The sequence below is a fragment of the Acinetobacter sp. FDAARGOS_559 genome, assembly GCF_003940475.1.
Taxonomy (GTDB): Bacteria; Pseudomonadota; Gammaproteobacteria; order Pseudomonadales; family Moraxellaceae; genus Acinetobacter; species Acinetobacter baumannii.
In genome coordinates, this window is the sequence record NZ_RKJG01000005.1 from 3,896,384 (window position 1) to 3,914,799 (window position 18,416).

Annotated in this window: 14 protein-coding genes; all 14 read left to right on the forward strand. The window is 36.9% G+C overall.

All coding sequences use genetic code 11. The annotated features are described in order from the left end of the window. Positions 1–37 precede the first annotated feature (37 nt). Positions 38–514, forward strand: a complete 477-nt coding sequence (tssE, locus tag EGS71_RS20365; protein WP_001047031.1) for a type VI secretion system baseplate subunit TssE — start codon at positions 38–40, stop codon at positions 512–514. Between the two features lie 16 nt (positions 515–530). Continuing rightward, positions 531–2,342: a type VI secretion system baseplate subunit TssF gene (gene tssF, locus EGS71_RS20370; RefSeq protein ID WP_000568819.1), complete on the forward strand. Its 1,812-nt coding sequence runs from the start codon at positions 531–533 to the stop codon at positions 2,340–2,342. Next, positions 2,306–3,304, forward strand: coding sequence for a type VI secretion system baseplate subunit TssG (gene tssG / locus EGS71_RS20375; RefSeq protein WP_001190397.1), 999 nt, complete (start codon positions 2,306–2,308; stop codon positions 3,302–3,304). The genes tssF and tssG overlap by 37 nt, the downstream gene beginning before the upstream one ends. Further along, positions 3,301–4,713: a hypothetical protein gene (locus EGS71_RS20380; RefSeq protein WP_000591884.1), complete on the forward strand. Its 1,413-nt coding sequence runs from the start codon at positions 3,301–3,303 to the stop codon at positions 4,711–4,713. Before tssG ends, EGS71_RS20380 begins: the two co-directional genes overlap by 4 nt. Positions 4,714–4,743: 30 nt before the next feature. Further along, on the forward strand, positions 4,744–8,568 hold the full coding sequence (tssM, locus tag EGS71_RS20385; RefSeq protein WP_000556924.1) for a type VI secretion system membrane subunit TssM: 3,825 nt from the start codon (positions 4,744–4,746) through the stop codon (positions 8,566–8,568). 37 nt (positions 8,569–8,605) lie between these two features. Then, positions 8,606–9,565 carry a type VI secretion system-associated protein TagF gene (gene tagF / locus EGS71_RS20390; protein ID WP_000557241.1) on the forward strand — a complete coding sequence of 320 codons (960 nt, stop codon included), beginning with the start codon at positions 8,606–8,608 and terminating at the stop codon, positions 9,563–9,565. Positions 9,566–9,567: 2 nt separating this feature from the next. Then, a complete protein-coding gene (locus tag EGS71_RS20395; protein ID WP_001072404.1) occupies positions 9,568–10,335 on the forward strand; it encodes an OmpA family protein in 768 nt (255 codons plus the stop codon). A gap of 16 nt (positions 10,336–10,351) precedes the next feature. After that, on the forward strand, positions 10,352–10,615 hold the full coding sequence (locus EGS71_RS20400) for a PAAR domain-containing protein (protein WP_000168112.1): 264 nt from the start codon (positions 10,352–10,354) through the stop codon (positions 10,613–10,615). A 218-nt stretch (positions 10,616–10,833) separates the two neighbouring features. Then, entirely contained in the window at positions 10,834–13,515 is a 2,682-nt protein-coding gene (gene tssH, locus EGS71_RS20405; protein WP_002009235.1) for a type VI secretion system ATPase TssH, read from the forward strand. 23 nt (positions 13,516–13,538) lie between these two features. Next, positions 13,539–14,633 carry a type VI secretion system protein TssA gene (gene tssA, locus EGS71_RS20410; protein ID WP_000020713.1) on the forward strand — a complete coding sequence of 365 codons (1,095 nt, stop codon included), beginning with the start codon at positions 13,539–13,541 and terminating at the stop codon, positions 14,631–14,633. 16 nt (positions 14,634–14,649) lie between these two features. Next, positions 14,650–16,014 carry a type VI secretion system baseplate subunit TssK gene (gene tssK, locus EGS71_RS20415; RefSeq protein ID WP_000471444.1) on the forward strand — a complete coding sequence of 455 codons (1,365 nt, stop codon included), beginning with the start codon at positions 14,650–14,652 and terminating at the stop codon, positions 16,012–16,014. A gap of 17 nt (positions 16,015–16,031) precedes the next feature. Further along, positions 16,032–16,838, forward strand: a complete 807-nt coding sequence (icmH, locus tag EGS71_RS20420) for a type IVB secretion system protein IcmH/DotU (RefSeq protein WP_000083629.1) — start codon at positions 16,032–16,034, stop codon at positions 16,836–16,838. A gap of 12 nt (positions 16,839–16,850) precedes the next feature. Next, on the forward strand, positions 16,851–17,453 hold the full coding sequence (locus EGS71_RS20425; protein WP_000046452.1) for a hypothetical protein: 603 nt from the start codon (positions 16,851–16,853) through the stop codon (positions 17,451–17,453). A gap of 7 nt (positions 17,454–17,460) precedes the next feature. Beyond that, positions 17,461–18,414, forward strand: a complete 954-nt coding sequence (locus EGS71_RS20430; protein ID WP_000972583.1) for a M15 family metallopeptidase — start codon at positions 17,461–17,463, stop codon at positions 18,412–18,414. Positions 18,415–18,416: the final 2 nt, after the last annotated feature.

Sequence of the window (18,416 nt, forward strand, 5' to 3'; positions counted from 1 at the left end):
CTCTGCTGTCTTTAAATATACTTTGTTGTGAACTCGAATGAACTTAGATCGGCTTTATCCATACGGATTTCGTTCAACTTTATTTGATCGCTTAATTCCAGAAAGTGAAGATTATGCAAAAGGTCTTTCTATTCAGCAATTAAGAGAATCTGTAGCAAAGGATTTAGAAGATTTGCTCAATAGTCGGGTAGCAAAGTTAGATCATGTGATTGATGACTATCCACTTGTAAAAAAATCGATACTTCAGTTCGGGATTATTGATTTTGTGGGGCTTTCTACAGCCAACCCTCTGGATCGGGATAAAATTTGCCAATCCATTGAGCAATCAATAGCAGCTCATGAACCTCGGCTAAGACAAATACGGGTAGAGATGTTATTAGATGGACATAATATGGGCGCATTATGTTTAAGTATTCAGGCTTATCTAAATATTCACCCCTTATATGAACCTGTTGTATTTGATGCATTGTTAAAACCAACAACGCAGCAATATGTAATTTCAGCAAGAACTTAAGCGTAGTGGGTGTGTTGTGATAGAAGAGCTTTTACCGTTTTATGAAAAACAATTACAAGAATTTGGACAACAATCTCGGGAATTTGCCCAAAAATATCCAAAAATTGCTCAGCGCTTATCTTTAAATCAAGAGCAAATTGATGACCCACATATTGAACGTCTGATTCAGGCTTTTTCGCTGATTGCTGCTCGAATCGATAAAAAACTAACAGACAGTTACGATGTTTTTACTCGTTCTTTATTTGAGGTGATGTTTCCTCAATACTTACGACATTTTCCTGCGTGTTCAGTTGTTAGTTTTGAAGATATTAATAAGATTAAACAGCTTACAGAACCTCATCTTGTACCTCATCATACGGTTTTGAAATCTCGTAGTTTCAAAGGGGTGCAGTGTGAGTTTAATACAACTCAAGATGTTAAATTACTGCCTATTCATTTAAGTGGTTTAGATTTTAAAACTACACCTAGTGCACATATGCACTTAAATCAAAATGCGACGTTGAGCCTTAAATTTGAAATTTTTAATAACGCTCATGCTTGTTTAACTGATGAGAAGCTTCCTATTTATTTGGATGCTATCTCTAATTTTCCTCTACAGGTCCTTGATAGTATTTTCAAAAAAGGAACCAGTTTTGCGGTTAAATATGGACAAACAATTGTAGAATTGAGCAAGAATCCATTCGAATTGATTGGTTTTGCAGAACAAGAAAGTTTATTACCGCTTGATCAACATACCCATCATGCTTATCGTTTGTTGATGGAATACTTTTGTTTCCCGGAAAAGTTTAGTTATCTTAAGCTCGATTTGGATTTTTTAAAGCGAATACCTCAGCATGTATCCGAATTTGAGCTTTTAATTCATTTCAAATTAAACTTAAATGATCAAGCCGTTGTTAGAAACTATTCTGAGCTAAATATTGCAAACTTTAAATTATTTACTACCCCAGTAATTAATTTATTTGAAAAATATGCTGAACCTCAGAAGATAGTTCACAAGCAGTTAGAATATCCTTTAGTTACAGATGCACATCATCCTGAGTTTTATCAGGTATATTCAATACTTGAGATGAATATGGTGCGTGAAAAAACAAATCAGGAAGAAAGCTATGTTCCTGTTTTGGCTTTTTTTGCGATGAGCCATTACCACAATGATACAGCTCGCTTTTTTTACTCAGTAAACTATCAAAAGTTACAGTCCAATTTCGTTGAAATGGGCTATTCGATTATTTCTAAAAATTTAAATCCATTTTCAACGCGCTCAGATTTTATTAGTACCAAATTATTATGTTCAAACCGTGATTTACCTCATGAAGCACTGGGTCAGTCTAATAACGTATTAAATTTAAATGATAGTAGCTTGGCGAGACGTGCCATTGTTTTAAAACGACCTACAAAGCCTTATAAGTTTGAACAAGGCCAAAGTGAACAGTGGCGTGTGATCTCGCATCTTTCATTAAATAGCTTAGCACTTATGAAAGGGGATGCTGTTTCTCATGTTAAAGAGCTGCTGGCTTTATATAACTTACCGCAGTCAAAAGAAAACTATTTAATTATAGAATCAATTAAAAAATTAGAATTTTCTCTTACCCATAAACTCGTAGATGGCAAACCATTTCCAATGTTTGTAAGAGGAGTAAAAGCTGAATTACAAATTGATTCATCCGTATTTAGAGGGCATAGCTTATATATTTTTAGTCAGTTATTAAGTCGTGTTTTTAATTTAAAGGTTCAAATTAATAGTTTTGTTGATTTGGTGGTTAAGGATTATTCATCTCAGCAGGAGTTATACCAATGCAGTCAGAACGTTGGTGGCAAGACTCTTCTGTAACGGCTGAGTTGTTTCAACGCCCTAAGTCTTTTGAGTTTATTCAAGCAACACGTTTATTGCGTCATATGCCTGCCAATGACGCAGCTTTGTCATGGTCTGACTATTTTAAATTTGAGACCTCATTTAACTTAAATTTTCCAGCCACTGAAATTGAAAGTTTAGAGTTAGTAGATGAGCGTGTTCATTTAACAAACCTGATCGTTGGTCTGACTGGTATACAAGGTGCATTACCTTATACATATACAAATAAAATTAAGCAGGCTCCAAGGCAACAACGCGCTGAAACGAAAGAGTTTTTAAGCTTATTTAATCATAAGTTGACCAGTCAGTATGTTGAGTCAAGTATTACTTATCACTTGCCTGTGCGCTATGAAATTGAAAATAAAAATGATTATTTGGATATTCTCCATGCATTGAATGGCTATGTTCGCTCACAACATCAGCAACAAGACTTGGATGAATATTTCGCTGAATTTTCAGGCCTAATGCAGGGGCAAAATAATACGGTTCATGCTTTAAAGACGATGTTGAGTTGTATTTTTAAGCATGAAATTACAATTAAAGAGTTTGTACAGGAATCGTTTAAGTTAGCGGGTGATCAGCTAACCACTTTAGGCGGAAGTCAACCGAGCTTACTTGGTATTAACACATTTTGTGGGGAAACGATTCAACAAATTGATGGAAAAATTGAGATTCAAATAGGTCCGCTTAAGCGTCAGCAATATTTAAAATTTTTACCTCATCAAGAGCTTAGCTTAAAGCTCAAAAAAATCGTAGAAACCTGGTGCAGTCCAACTTTATCGATAGATTTAAGATTGATATTGGATGAGACTGAAATACAACCTGTTCGCTTAACTCAAGGCCAAGAAAGTGGTTTAGGGCAAGGCGCTTTTTTAATGTCTCGTAATCCTAATACACATAACGATGAAACATGTTATAGCCTTATTGGAGAGCAAATATGATTAAAAAAATATTACTCTCATTCATCGCTATTTTTACAGTTGTTAGTGGAATTATCATTTTCTACTGGCGTGATGTTCAATATAACCCAAATAAAATCGACTTTTTCCTTTATTTTTTATTATTGCCAGCAATCATTACTTTGGTGATCTTATCACCTTGGTTAATTTATAGTGTTTATAAAAGCTACAAAGAAAAGAAAGAGCAGGCTGCAAATCAAAGTCAAGATGATGATAGTCAAAAATCATCTGCTGCAATTGAACAACCTCTAGAACAGCTAGATTTTAATGTATATTCCGCTTTTGCTATACATGCCCTAGGCGAGAATGAAACTATTATTGAAGAAATACAAAATTTTAAAAGTCCGGAGCTTGATGAGCAATTGTTGAATTCGTATGGATTGCCTCTTTTATCTTATCGAATTAAAGATTTAGCTGAGACAAATGATGAGGATATTCAATACGCTGCTTCACCAAGACAAGTTCGTATCATGTCTTTAATCAGGCAACAACTAGAACAAAATATAGAGAATTTGTATCGCTTGGCTGAACATTTAAAGCGCTCAATTTTATTTTATGAATCTCATCAGATCCGTGAATATCATATGCATTCTGCATGGGTCGATCCAAATAGCGAATATGAAGATGCGGAAACACCCGTAGTTGAAGTACACCGTTTAAATCGACTGAATTTGCATATTTTTCTTCCAGAAGATTTATTACATGTTTGGAATGATGAGCAAAGTAATGATCTGATTTTAGAGTTTTTTAATGAGATTGGCATTATTTCTCAAAAAGTTCATATCGAATATCACTTTTTGGGTGAGCGTGTAGCTTATCAAGAATTTATTCATTTATTAAAACGCATTCAAAAGAAAGAACATGAGGTATTTCTCATGCTGGCTGTTGATTCAGAGATTGATCAAGATCTTATTGATGAAAAATCATGGATGGTCAAAGATTATATTCCGGCTGAATTTGCTGCAAGCTGCCTCCTTGCGGACCCATCATTAAAAATCGAAGAACTCGAACCAGCTAAAAACTTAAAAATTGTGGTGGGCCAAGAAAAAGCAGCCAAAGTTCTTCATACGCTGAACTTAAATGAATTACAGCAGTATGAGGGAGATGAGCCATATGTACTTATTCTTTCAGATCAGACAGATATAAAAGCAGCGAAGCAATTACAACAGCAGTTTGCACAAACATCTGTTGAACCACATCACTATATTTATGTGAAATCTTCATTGGGGCATACCCAGCATTTAGTTGATATTTATGGCTTTATGCTCAGTATGCATTTTCCTGAACATATCGTTCCTTTTGTCTTTGGAGAAAATACAGTGTCAGCACATACATTTGTGCAGAGTGTCACTGAAAATTCAGAAGATGATGCGATGGTGTTGAATAGCTAATTTAAACTTTGAACTTAGAACGAGAATAGAATGCATACAATTTTAGGCTACTTGTGGCAGTACATCACGAATCCTAAAGCAATTATCGCCTTGTCATTGTTCGTGGCATTGATGTCTTCCTATACTTCAATTCCTCGCCATATATTTTGGGCTTTAGCATCTGCATATGCTTTAGGGCTCATCGCTTATGGAATTTATTGGCTAATTCAGCGTAAAAAGCATGCTGTCCAAGGTGAAGAACTTGCGCAAGCGATTGAAAAGGATACCCAAGCAGAGTACGGCAAAAATAAAGATAAAGAAGAGCTACAACTTATTAGCCAACAAATGAAAGAATCTATTCAATTGATTCGTAAGTCAAAGTTAGGCGATAAAAAGGGGAACGCAGCACTATATGAGTTGCCATGGTATATGGTCATTGGTAACCCGGCTGCTGGTAAAAGTTCTGCGATCTATAATTCTGGTTTAAAGTTTCCTTTTGAAGAAACCCATCAAAAAATGGTTTCGGCTGGTTTAAGCGGTACGCGTAATTGTGACTGGTTTTTTTCGACTGAGGGTATTTTACTCGACACCGCTGGACGTTATTCGGTCTATAGTGAAGATCACTCTGAATGGTTAGGCTTTTTAAATATCTTAAAGAAGAACCGTTCGAAGGCACCAGTAAATGGTTTAATTCTTATTGTTAGTATTGCTGAGCTTGTTAGTCAGAGTCCTGAACACTCATTAAAACTTGCGAAAAATTTACGCGCTCGTATTCAGGATTTAACCGAACGTTTAGAAGTAGTTGTACCCGTATATCTAGTCTTTTCAAAAATGGATTTGATCGCGGGTTTTACCGAATTTTTCGAATTCTATGAAGCGCAAGAATATAATCAGGCGTGGGGCGCAACACTACCATATGAGCAAAGCTCTTCTCATAATGCCGTAGATCTTTTTGAGAAACACTACAATATTCTTTATGACGGTTTAAAAGGGGTCAGTTCAACTCATCTTAGCCGTCGACATTCTCAAAATATCTCACCTAGTGTGATGACTTTCCCATTAGAATTTAAGACATTAAAACCAGCATTAAAAAGTTTTATTGCGACACTGTTTGAAGATAACCCTTACCAGTTCCAACCAGTTTTCCGCGGGTTTTATTTCACAAGTGCTTTGCAAGAAGGCGTAATAGAAAGTCCAATGACTGAGCAAATTGCACAGGAATTCCAGCTTTCCCAAATTGCTCAAAGTGAAGTAAAAGATCAACTAAAAACAACGCCTAACCATGGTTATTTCTTAAAAGGCTTGTTTTCAGATGTCATTTTAAAAGATAAAGATCTGGTTAAACAGCATGTCAATACAAGCAAAAAGCGTCAGCGTTATATTGCATTTATTGGTGCTTTAGCTGGCGTATCCATTATTCTAGGTGTGTGGGTTTGGTCATATCGTAACAATCAACAACTTATTGCTGAAGTTCAAGCTGATTTAAATAAAGTTGTTCAATTGGAAAAGAGTTCAGGTCAACAATTGTCGACTCAATTAGAGGCCTTACTTATCTTGCAAAGACGTCTACAACAGTTAGACGAATTTGATGAAAATAGACCACTAAAATTTAGTTTTGGTTTATATCAAGGTAATGAGCTACGTGAAAAATTAAAAGCTGAATATTTAAAAGGTGTTAAGCAAATTGTTTTGATACCTACACAGCAAAATATTGCTCAGTATTTGCAACGTGTAAAAAATAACGAAGCAACTTTAAAAGCAAATCATACCAATGTTGAGATCAAGCAAACTGCTCAAACTCAGCAATATTTAGAGCCTTCGGATACCAACCCTCAAGATGCTTATAATGCTTTAAAAGCATATTTAATGATGAGCAATCCACAGTATATGGATGCAAGTCACTTAAGTGATCAGGTAACGCGTTTCTGGCGTTCTTGGCTTGATGCCAATAAAGGGCAGATGCCACGTGCAGATATGATCCAAGAAGCTGAGCAGATCTTATCTTATGCAATGACATTGGCAAATGATAAACAATTCCCGATCTTGGATGCTGACTCTCAACTCGTGGATCAGACACGTCAAGTATTGCTCTCTGTTATTAGAGGTATGCCAGCACGTGACCGTGTTTATAATGAAATTAAAATGCGTGCTGCTGTGCGCTTTCCAGCTTTAACTGTAAGCCAGATTGTAGGTGACGCAAATAAAAATATTGTATTGGGTAGTTATGCATTACCAGGGGTATTTACTCAAAAAGCTTGGAACGAGTATGTAGAAAAAGCAATTGAGGAAGCAGCAGACAAACCTACGGATACTAAAGACTGGGTGCTTAATAGCCGTCAATCTGATGATTTAACTTTCTCTGGTAGTCCAGAGCAAATCAGAAAGCAGCTTACTGCATTGTATAAACAAGAATATATTGCAGAGTGGAGAAAATTCTTAAGTGGCATTCACTATGCAAAAGCAACTCAGTTTGCTCAGCAAGTTAAAAATATTGATGTATTGGGCGAACCACAAAATTCACCAATTCGCATGCTTATTGAACGCGTAGCCATTGAAACAAACTGGGATAATCCGGTTGTTCAAGCAGAGTTAGCAGCGCCTCAAAAAGGATTTATTGCATGGTTTAAACGTAAGGTTTTAAACCATGATGATAAACAATTAGCAAATCAGGCTGTAACGAATGCTCAAGGGCCTATTTCTCAAGAATATCAAATGTTCTATCAATTGGTTCGTAAACGTGATGATCAGCAAGGTAAATCTTTGCTTGATGAATATATGACGAATCTTGCCTTAGTACGTAGTAAGTTTAATGAACTTAAGAATGCGGGTGAGATCGGACCGAATGCGATGACATTGGTTAAGCAAACTTTAAATGAGCAGACATCGGTATTTAACCAGACTCAAAAAATTGTAGATGAAAAGATGGCGGTTGGTTTCAGTGAAATTGATCAGCAACTTCTACAAAAATTAGTGGTGAGTCCACTTACCCAAGCCTTTGAAAGTTTAATTACACCTACTCAAGATGAAATTAATAAGCTATGGGTAATGCAAGCCTATCAACCATTTACTGCAAATCTTGCTAAGAAATATCCATTTAACTCATCAGCTTCTTTACAAGCAACAAGTAGTGAAATTGGACAAATTCTTGGTGAGAACGGCAGTATTTCCCGTTTTGTTAAAGAGAGTTTAGACCCGTTTGTTATCCGCCGCGGTTATACCTTAACCTCCAAAACATGGAAAGATTTGGGGATTAGTTTAAACCCACAATTTGTTATGAACTTCCAACGCTATGTTGCACCTACAAATGGAATGGCAACAGGTGAGTTAAATAGCCAAGCACCAGCTGCTCCGGCAACCAATCAGTCTAACTTCCAGTTCTACCCAATTCAAAACCCGCAGTTACTTTCATATACCGTTGATATTGATGGTCAGCGTATGACTTATGAAAATGGGGTGCAGCAATGGGTTAACTTTATTTGGCCAAATCAAGGCAGTATTCCGGGTGCTCGTATTACGGCTGTAGATTTACAAGGTCAAACACATACCATTTTTGATGAACCAGGCGAATACGGGATTAACCGTTTAATCGATAGTGCACAGCGTAAAGAGCAAAACGGTGGTTTTGAAATGCTTTGGCGCAGTAAGACAGATCCATCACTCTTTGTGAAAATGAACTTCCGTCTTATTAGTAGTAATTCAGGAAGTATCGGTTCAAGCCGTGGCTACTCTGGTATGCAACTGGTTGACAAAGTAACTGCGGATAAGGCTGCTCGCGTTGTATCCGCACAGCAAGCACCAGCTCAGGCAGCTGCTCCTGCCAAAACTGAAAATCCAGTTTCTGCACTAGCACAACCTGCTGCGGGAATTAAGCCATGACATGGAAACTAACCTCTACATTCAAGGAGGAGCATTGATGCATACATTAAAAACAACTCCTCTGTATTACGGGAAAAGCCCTGCACGTGGTGACTTCTTAAAGACAAAAGGTCAATATGCCTTAATACAGGTACTTGATCAGTGGATAACAGAAGCATTGGAATATGCAATGCAGTCAAATATGTTCAAAGAAGCATATAGCAAGTTGCCTTCATTGGATTTCTTTATTGCAAATCCACAAGAGAACATGTTCTTGGCTGCTAATTTGTTGGCGAGCGAAGACAGTTCAGGTCGAGCTTTTCCGATGGTACTCAGTCATTTACTTGAGATTGATTTACCATATGAAAATTTACTATATGCACCTTATAGCTATAAGCATGTCTTAGTTGATTTATTTCAAAATAATCGTGCATTAAGAGGGATTAAAGATTCTGATTTATTATTTGGTAAGCTAAATCATTTACCAAATCAAATTCAGGTTTTATCTGAACGTGAATGTGTAGGTTTTTATGAAAATCATACCATGCATTCATTTGCTCAGTTAATGAAGCTAAGTATTTATGAGTTAGCTCAAAGCATGATTGGTTTAGGATTACTACTACAACCAATTTTACAAAATGGGACTAGCCGTTTAAATAAAGTCTTGATTCTACCGATTAATAATCCTGCTTATTGTTATGAAATAGCGGCATTCTGGGTCAGTATTATTTGTCGTTTTTTAAAACAGCATAATACCGAAGTATTAATTGGATTGTTACATCGGGAGCAGCCAGTATTATTCTTTGGTTTTCAGGGTGCTGATATTTTAGCTCTTAGCGATATTTTTACTCAGAATATGGATAGCAAACATTGGGTTTCTTTAATACAAGCTCAATGGATTGATACTTATTTGGAACAGAATGCTGGTTTAGCAACGCTAGAACAATCTTTATGTCAACGCCAATTAAGTTTAAATCAAGGTTTAAAACTATTTAGACAGACTTTTTTGGGTGAATAACAATGAATCAAAAATATCAAATTAAACTTTCACAATTTATAAAAGGCTGTTTTATATATGCAATTGCGAATTATGCTTTAGCACAGCCAATAGTTGTAGAAGGTGTAGTGCCAAATGAAGCAAGTAAACAGGCTATTTTAATGAAAATGCAGTCTGTTTATGGTGCAGATCAAGTTGTCGATAAAATACAAGTTCGACCAGTTGCTGCTCCAAATGGATGGAGTGACTCTGTCACACGAGTGATTACACCTGATCTTAAAAAAGTTTCTCAGGGTAAGTTAAGTGTTAATGGAACCCGATTTGAACTGACCGGGAAAATGCTAAATCCGACAGAAATACAGCCAACCATTCAGTCTTTTCAGAGTTTGGTACAGCCTCCATATCAATTATTTTCCCAGCTTTCTGTAAATCAGGCTGAGCAGAAGATTATTGATGATGCTTTAAAAAATCGAATTATTGAATTTGAATCTGGTAGTGCAGTATTAACTGAAGCTGGGCAAAAGATTCTTGATGAAATGGCTGTTGCTTTAAATAAAGTGGGCGGGAAAAAAGTCAAAATTGTGGGGCATACCGATAGTTCTGGTGATGCGACCAAAAACTTAAAACTCAGCCAAGATCGAGCTTTAGCAGTTAAAAATTATTTAATTAGTAAGAATATTCCTGCTGATCATTTATCTACCGAAGGTTTAGGTTCATCTAAGCCTGTAGCGGACAATACTTCTGCGGAAGGTAGAAAGAAAAACCGCCGAATTGAGTTCACCGTTTTATAGGGATAAGGAGAAGAATATGGCTAGCCCTTACATTACGATTGGATGCCCAACGACAGGTGGAGGGCAAGTCATTTCTGGTAATAGTGCATTTTTAATTGAGGGAATCGCAATTGCATGTGTAGGTGATAAAGCAACTTGTCCGGCGCATAAAACGGTTTCTACGATTGTTTCCGGTGACCCAAATATGCAAGTGATGGGAAAAGCAGCAGCAAGAGTAAATGATTCATTATCGTGTGGCTGTAAATTATTACCGAAACAAAGTTTGGTTAATCAAGGGTAGCAGAGGGTATATCTTTTTTCTTAAATGGTTAAGTTAAAAAGATATGTGTACTAATTAAATGATCTTAAATGGTATTAGATTTTTTATTCAGATATAAGAAATCTAATAAATCATATTAATGATTGTAATGCTGGGTTATTTGTCGGATAAAGCTAAATTTTGGTAATATACGGGCATTATGATTTTAAGTATTAAATTATTTAAAAATATTGAGAGTAATGATGAGTAGTTTAAAAATTTTAATTACAAAACTTTCTACAGCTGCACGCACTGCTTTAGAAAAATCTGCTAATGCTTGTGTTCTTCAGCAAAACTACGAAATTGAAATTGAACATTTATTTTTAGAGTTACTTAATCAGCCTTTAGAAAACGATTTAAAAATTTTATTAAAAAAATATAAAATCTCAGCCGATGCTTTAGCAGATGATTTAAAAGAAACAATTTCTCAATTACCAAAAGGTAATACACGTACTCCAATTTTTGCTAAATCAATTGTTCGTTTATTTGAACAAGCTTGGTTATTGGCTTCAGCAGAACAAAATCCTGTCATTCGTAGTGGTCATTTACTGGTTGCATTATTAACTGCACCAGACCTCTATCAAATTGCAACGAGAGCTTCGAGTTTATTTGATCTTTTCCCGATAGACTCAATGAAACATAAGTTTCTTGAAATTTGTGAAAAAAGTGTAGAACAACAAGAAGAATCAAAAACATCTTCACAAGCAGATGAATTAGAACAAGCCGCGACTCCAACTGCAAAAACTCAAAAAACACCTGCTTTAGATCAATATACAATTAATTTAACTGAAAAAGCGAAGAATGGTGGGATTGACCCTGTTATTGGGCGTGAATATGAAATTCGTTTGATGCTCGATATTTTAATGCGTAGACGTCAGAACAACCCAATTTTAACTGGTGAGCCAGGTGTAGGTAAAACAGCTGTAGTTGAAGGGTTGGCTTTAAAAATTGCTCAAGGTTTAGTTCCTGAAGCATTAAAAAATGTTCATTTGCACGTTTTAGATATGGGGCTTTTGCAAGCTGGGGCAAGTGTTAAAGGTGAATTTGAAAACCGTTTAAAGCAAGTTATTCAAGAAGTCCAATCATCGGCTCATCCTATTATTTTATTTATTGATGAAGCGCATACGCTTATTGGAGCAGGTGGCCAAGCGGGGCAAAACGATGCTGCCAATCTTTTAAAACCTGCACTTGCTCGTGGCGAGTTACGTACTATTGCTGCAACAACATGGGCAGAATATAAACAGTATTTTGAGAAAGATGCTGCATTAAGCCGCCGTTTTCAGGTGGTAAAGGTTGAAGAACCGACCGAAGAAGTTGCTGTAGATATGTTACGTGCAATGATTCCCGTAATGCAAAATCACTTTAATTTACAAATTGATGATGAAGCAATTGTAACGGCTGTACATGCCTCTCACCGCTATATTAGTGGTCGTCAACTCCCAGACAAAGCAGTAAGTGTTCTTGATACTGCAGCAGCGCGTGTAGCTTTGACCCAAAATGCACAACCAGTCAAACTTGATCAATTAAAAGCACAAGAACATAACTTAAAGCTTGAGCAACAAATTTTGGAAAATGAACACCGTCAAATTCCAATACATCATGAAAGATTAGAAAATCTGAAAAACCAACTAGAGTCATTACAAAGTGAGATCCAAGAGACTCAGGAACAATGGCAAAAAGAATTAGAGCTAGTTCGTAAAATTCAGGAATTAGAAGCGCAGAGCCATTCTAATGAGTCTGAAGCCTACGATCAGATTAATTTAATACGCAAAGACCTTGCTGATATTCAGGGACAACAGCCGTTAGTTTTTGAGCGAGTAAACTCTCAGATCATCAATGAAATTATTTCTGATTGGACAGGTATTCCTGTTGGGAAAATGGTCAATGATGAAATTAAGCAGATTTTAACGCTTGAAGATAAATTAGGTGAGCGTGTAATGGGGCAAGATTATGCACTTACACAATTAGTTCAAGGGATTAAAACTTCAAAAGCTAAATTAGAAGATCCAAATAAACCTCAAGGGGTGTTCCTTTTAGTCGGGCCTAGTGGGGTTGGTAAAACTGAAACTGCTTTAGCCTTAGCTAATGAGTTATATGGCGGTGAACAGCATTTAATCACGATTAATATGTCTGAGTATCAAGAAGCACATACTGTCTCTTCGCTTAAAGGTGCACCTCCAGGCTATGTTGGCTATGGTCAGGGTGGGGTTTTAACTGAAGCTGTACGCCGTAATCCTTATAGTGTTGTGTTACTCGACGAAATTGAAAAAGCACATAGCGATGTTCAGGAGTTGTTCTATCAAGTATTTGATAAAGGTACTTTAGAGGATGGTGAAGGGCGCGTTATTGATTTTAAAAACACGACAATCTTATTAACTTCAAATACGGGCTCGAGTGCAATTATGCAGGCATGTTTAAATCAGCCTGTAGAAGAATGGCCTACCGCAGAAGATTTAATCGAACATTTAAAGCCGAGTTTATATAAACAGTTTAAGCCAGCCTTTTTAGGGCGTATGAGAGTTGTGCCATATTTCCCATTGCATGATGATTTATTGGTTCGAATTATTAAACATAAATTGGGCAAAATTACTGCTCGAATTGAAAAACAATATGGAACGGAAGTTCAATATTCAGATGACTTGGTCGAGTTGCTACTCAGCCGTTGTACTGAAGTGGATAGTGGCGCCCGTAATGTTGATAACATCTTAAATTCTACAGTTTTACCTGCTTTGGCAACTGAAATTTTAGTGGCGTTAGCAGATCAAAAATTGCCGAAATTGATCATGATTGATGCGAAAGATGACGAGATCCAATATTTACTAGATCCTGTGGCGAAGCCTGCCAAAAAACGGACTAGTAAAAAGTTGAAATCAGAAGTTTAAAAATTTAATAGAGCCAAAATTAGATGAGTATTGATATTTCTGAACTACTTAAACCCATTAATGACAGCTTGCTTTGTGGTGAGGATTATTCATTTTCTAATGAATTTCACGAGATAAAGAAAGCCAGAACACAGGATGATCTATTATTAGATCAGGGGGATTGGGTTGCTGAACGGAAGCAGGCAGATTGGGACTTTGTTGCGAAGAGTGTAAGCACTTTGCTCATTGAAAAAACCAAAGATATCCGTCTATTAACTTGGGTAATAGAAGCCTGGACTCATCTAAATGGTTTTGAAGGCATGGTAAAGGGAATCACTTTAACTCATACCATGCTGAACCAATATTGGCAGGATATTCATCCGATTATTGAAGATGATGATTTGGATCAGCGTATTGGTTTATTACAAGGACTTATTAATCAGTTGCCAATGCTGTTGAAGAAAGTACCTTTAACTAACACAGCTCCTTATTATAACTTGCTTGATTACGATAATTTTCTATATCACGAAAATATACGCCGTAAGCAAACAGAAGAGTACGAGAGTCAGTCAGGTCCATCTGAATTAGAACAATTTGATCAAGCGATCTTTAATACCTCTAAAACCTTTCAATACTCAAATTATCAAGAGTTTAATTCGGTTTTAACGGAGTGGAATGTTTTAAAGCAGACACTCGACCATTTAATGGGATTAGATTCACCGAGTTTTGCTGCAATTGATTCTGCATTTGAAACAATACACAGCACTTTACGTAAAATTTACAAAGCAGAGGCTTTTGGTACTGGGCTTGCGCCGAGCCAAGAACAGGCCGCTGTCATCACGACACCGTCTATGGAAAATCAAGTGCCTGTACAAATCGTATCAGACCAGCCTATGTTTCAGCCACAAGCACAAACTCACTTGGCCAATCGCGAGCAAGCAATGAAAGTGCTGCAAGAAATAGCTGATTATTTTCAAGCAAATGAGCCCCATAGTCCTGTGAGCTATATGCTCCAAAAGACCATTAAATGGAGCCAAATGCCGTTGCATGAATGGTTAGCACAAGTGATTAAAGATGAGCATCCATTACAAATGGTTCAGGAAATGTTAGGTGTTCAACCTAAAAATGAATATGAATAAAGATTGGTAAAGAGATATGTTTAAAGCTGAAAAAGTCCTGTGGGGCGAAGGTTTATTTTTAAGACCTCAACATTTCCAGATTCAAGATACCTATCATGAACAACGTTTAAATCATACGGTTCGTGCTGTTGTGCCATTTTCCTATGGCGTTCAAAAACTTAGTTTTGATGAAGCACAGTTAAGTACGCATATTCTTGCACTTGAATCGGTAGAAATGATTTGGCAAGACGGTGAAATATATCAAGCGCCTGCTTATGACTTATTACCTGAACCTATTTTGCTTGATGAGCTTAATTTACGTGGTGAAATGGTCATCTATTTGGCATTACCATTATTACAAGCCAATAAACAAAATTTAATCGATCAAAATCAATCACAAAAGGGGCGCTATCAATCACATTTGGTTGAGACCCATGATCTGTTCACAAACGCGACAGAGGCTGATATCAGCTTATTACGTCGTCGAGCTGTGTTTAAATTATTAGATGCACATAGTAATCCTGATCATAATTTAGATGGTTTCCTGTATTTGCCAATAGGCAAAATTAAACGTCAGAGTTCAGGTGCTTTCGAAATTGACCGCAAATTTATTCCGCCCATTTTGCATGTCGATGCATCTGAGACCTTGGTTTCAAATTTAAAAAGAACCTTGAATGTTATTAAGGCAAAAATTAAAACGATTCAAACCAATAACCGAGAAAATGAGCAGAAATTAATTGAATTCCGTTCAGGTGATATCGTTTCGTTTTGGTTGGTAAATGCTTTAAATACTGCTCATGCTGGTCTGAGCCATTTCTTGCAATATCCGCAAATTCATCCGGAACGCTTATTCTTTGAATTGCTACGTTTGGCAGGTTCATTATTAACTTTCTCGACAGCTTATGAAGTTGATCAGTTGCCTGCATATAAACATCATAATTTGCAAGAGAGCTTCACCCAGCTCGACACAATTTTACGTGATTTACTCGATACGATTATTTCGAGTCGTTACATCAGTATTGCCCTTAAAGAAATTCGCCCTTCATATTGGGTGGGAAGTCTCGAAACCGATAAGATTACTCGAGATACCAGACTTTATATTGCTGTATCAAGTAGCGCGATGCAGACCCACGAGTTGATTCAAATCGTTCCTCTACGTTTTAAAATCGGTAGTACTTTAGATGTTGAACAACGTGTTGTTGCAGCATTACCAGCAATTCCATTACATCACTTAATCCAAGTTCCAACTGCTATTCCAGTACGTTCGGGTGTGAGCTATTTTGAAATCGAACCGCATCATGAACTCTATCAACGTATGTTGGATTCAGAAACGATTTGTATTTATGTTCCGGCTGGATTCCAAGATATCAGTATTGAGCTGATTGCGGTCATGAACGCTTAAAGATAAAGGAGAGAAAAATGTCACAATCTACAGGTGCTCCTTCTTTATTTGACGATGGGCAAATTGGGACAGGGGGGAATAATAATAGCCAGTCCCAAGTAAAGTTACAGGCAATTAATCTGATTGATTTATTGCATGATGGTTTTTACTTAATCTTTTTAATTCGAAATCAGTATGTGCCAGCTGATCCACAGCGCTTTCGTGAAAAAATTCTAGATTTGCTTAATCGATTTGAGCAACAAGCGAAAAAGTTACAATTTTCAGCTGATGATATTCATGATGCTAAATATGCGTTTTGTGCGCTAATTGATGAAACGATCGTAACCCAGCAAGATCCAAGCTATTTTAATTTACAAAATTCTTGGTTAATTAGCCCATTACAGTTAAGTCTCTTTGGTTCTCAGTTAGCGGGTTATCAATTCTTCGAAATTTTAGAGCAACTACGTAGTCGTGGAAAAGAGCGATTAGCTGCTCTTGAAGTCTTCCATTACTGCTTATTATTAGGTTTTCAGGGTAAATACCGAATTGAGTCAATTGAAAGCCTTAACCATTTGGTGGCACGAGTAGGCGATGAAATTGATTATCTGAAAGGGAAAAAAGTGGCCTTCTCGCCATTCTCGGCAATTCCTGATCAGATACGAAATATTATCCATCGTGAGTTACCTTTTTTCTGGATTTTGATTTTCTTATTGATTTTTGCATTACTTACCTTTGCAGGTTTAAGGTTTATGCTTAACAATCAAAATGATAAAGCATTATCTAATTATCAAAATGTGATTTCTGCCCCACAAGAGCAGGCACATATTACAATTTACTTACCTTGATGATGGAAAGAAATGGCTCAGGAAAAACCAACTTCTATTCGAGTTTTGCAATCGAATAAAAAAAAGTCGAGATCACCCGTAATCTATATCATCATTGGTATTATTGCAGGTGTTTTTGTAAGTATCTCGCTGTTCCTGTTCTTGTCTCAACCGTATTCATCCGACCCTACAAGTGTTGAGAGCAAATCGAATCAAGATCAGGAGCTTGACCAAGTCTTGATGACTAATTCTTCTGCACATGATCAAGCAGTAAGTGATCAGCAAGAGCAAACTGATCCGATGAGCCATGATGGTTTTGAGCAACCTAAAGAGAATGAGTTAAGTAACATTTTTAAGCCTGCTCCTCATAAAGAGGCAGTACCTAACCCGCAACGTGTTTCACCTTTTGATGCACAGTTAACAGGTGAACAGGTTGTACCTAAGCAACAGGCTGTAGCTAAACCTGTACAGCCAAAACTACAGGTAGTTCAGCAAAAACCGGCTACCCAGACGAAAGTGGTTCAAGCCAAACCCGCTGAGGTAAATAAAGCTCCGGTTGAACAAGAGGCTGATGTGGAACCACCTAAAGCTTCGGTTGATATTAAGATTACACGAAGTCCATTTGCTGTGAATTAGTTAAGTCATGATGATTTTTCTAATTTTCTTTTGTTTTGCTTGCCTTGCTATAGGGTTAGCATTTTTGATGTCTTATGAGTTAAGAAATAAGGGTAGAACATTTGTTCTATCTTTATTACCTCAGGGGCGTCGGCAGCTAAATCAAGTTAGACAATTTGCTCAAACAATGAATCAGGCTGCGGCTCCTGAAAAACTACAATCACATTGGCATTTACAGCAGTGGTGGATTGTAATTGCAGGATTTTTTTTATTTGCCAGTATTTTAATTTTTGCTTTTACTCGACCAATCAGTTCAACACGAATTGAAGCCGAGTATCTTAAAAAAACTGATCCGCAAATTTATGCATTATTAAATGGAGAAATATTATCGCCTCCACCTGAAGTAGATGAAAGCCTGATTGAAGCTGCAATTGTTGAAGCAACTCAGTTAGAGCAGCAATATGCTTCTCAAGAAAGTGGTGTTATAAATTCTTCACCAATTGATAATACAAGTTTTGATGGCCGTGCGATTTTAGATACGAGTTTAGTCAACCGTAAGTGGGATAAAATGAACCCACGCTATAAGCAGCGTTTGCTTATGGTCTTTAAAATTATGAAAGAACAATATGGTTATGAACTTGTTTTGCTTGAAGGTTATCGTAGTCCAGCACGTCAAAATATGTTGGCAGGCAATCCGAATACAACCAGAGCAAAAGGGTATCAAAGTTATCATCAATTTGGTTTAGCGGCAGATGTGGCCTTTAAGCGAAACGGTAAAGTTGTTATTTCTGAACGTGACCCATGGGCTATGCAGGGTTACCGCCTATATGGGCAAGTTGCTGAGTCCGTCGGGCTTACTTGGGGTGGTCGCTGGAAATCTATACAAGATTATGGCCATACAGAATATAGAATGCCAGGCTTGAAGAAAACTCAAGAAATGGCGGAAAAGTTAATTGCTGAAAGCTTAAATGACATCAGTTAAAC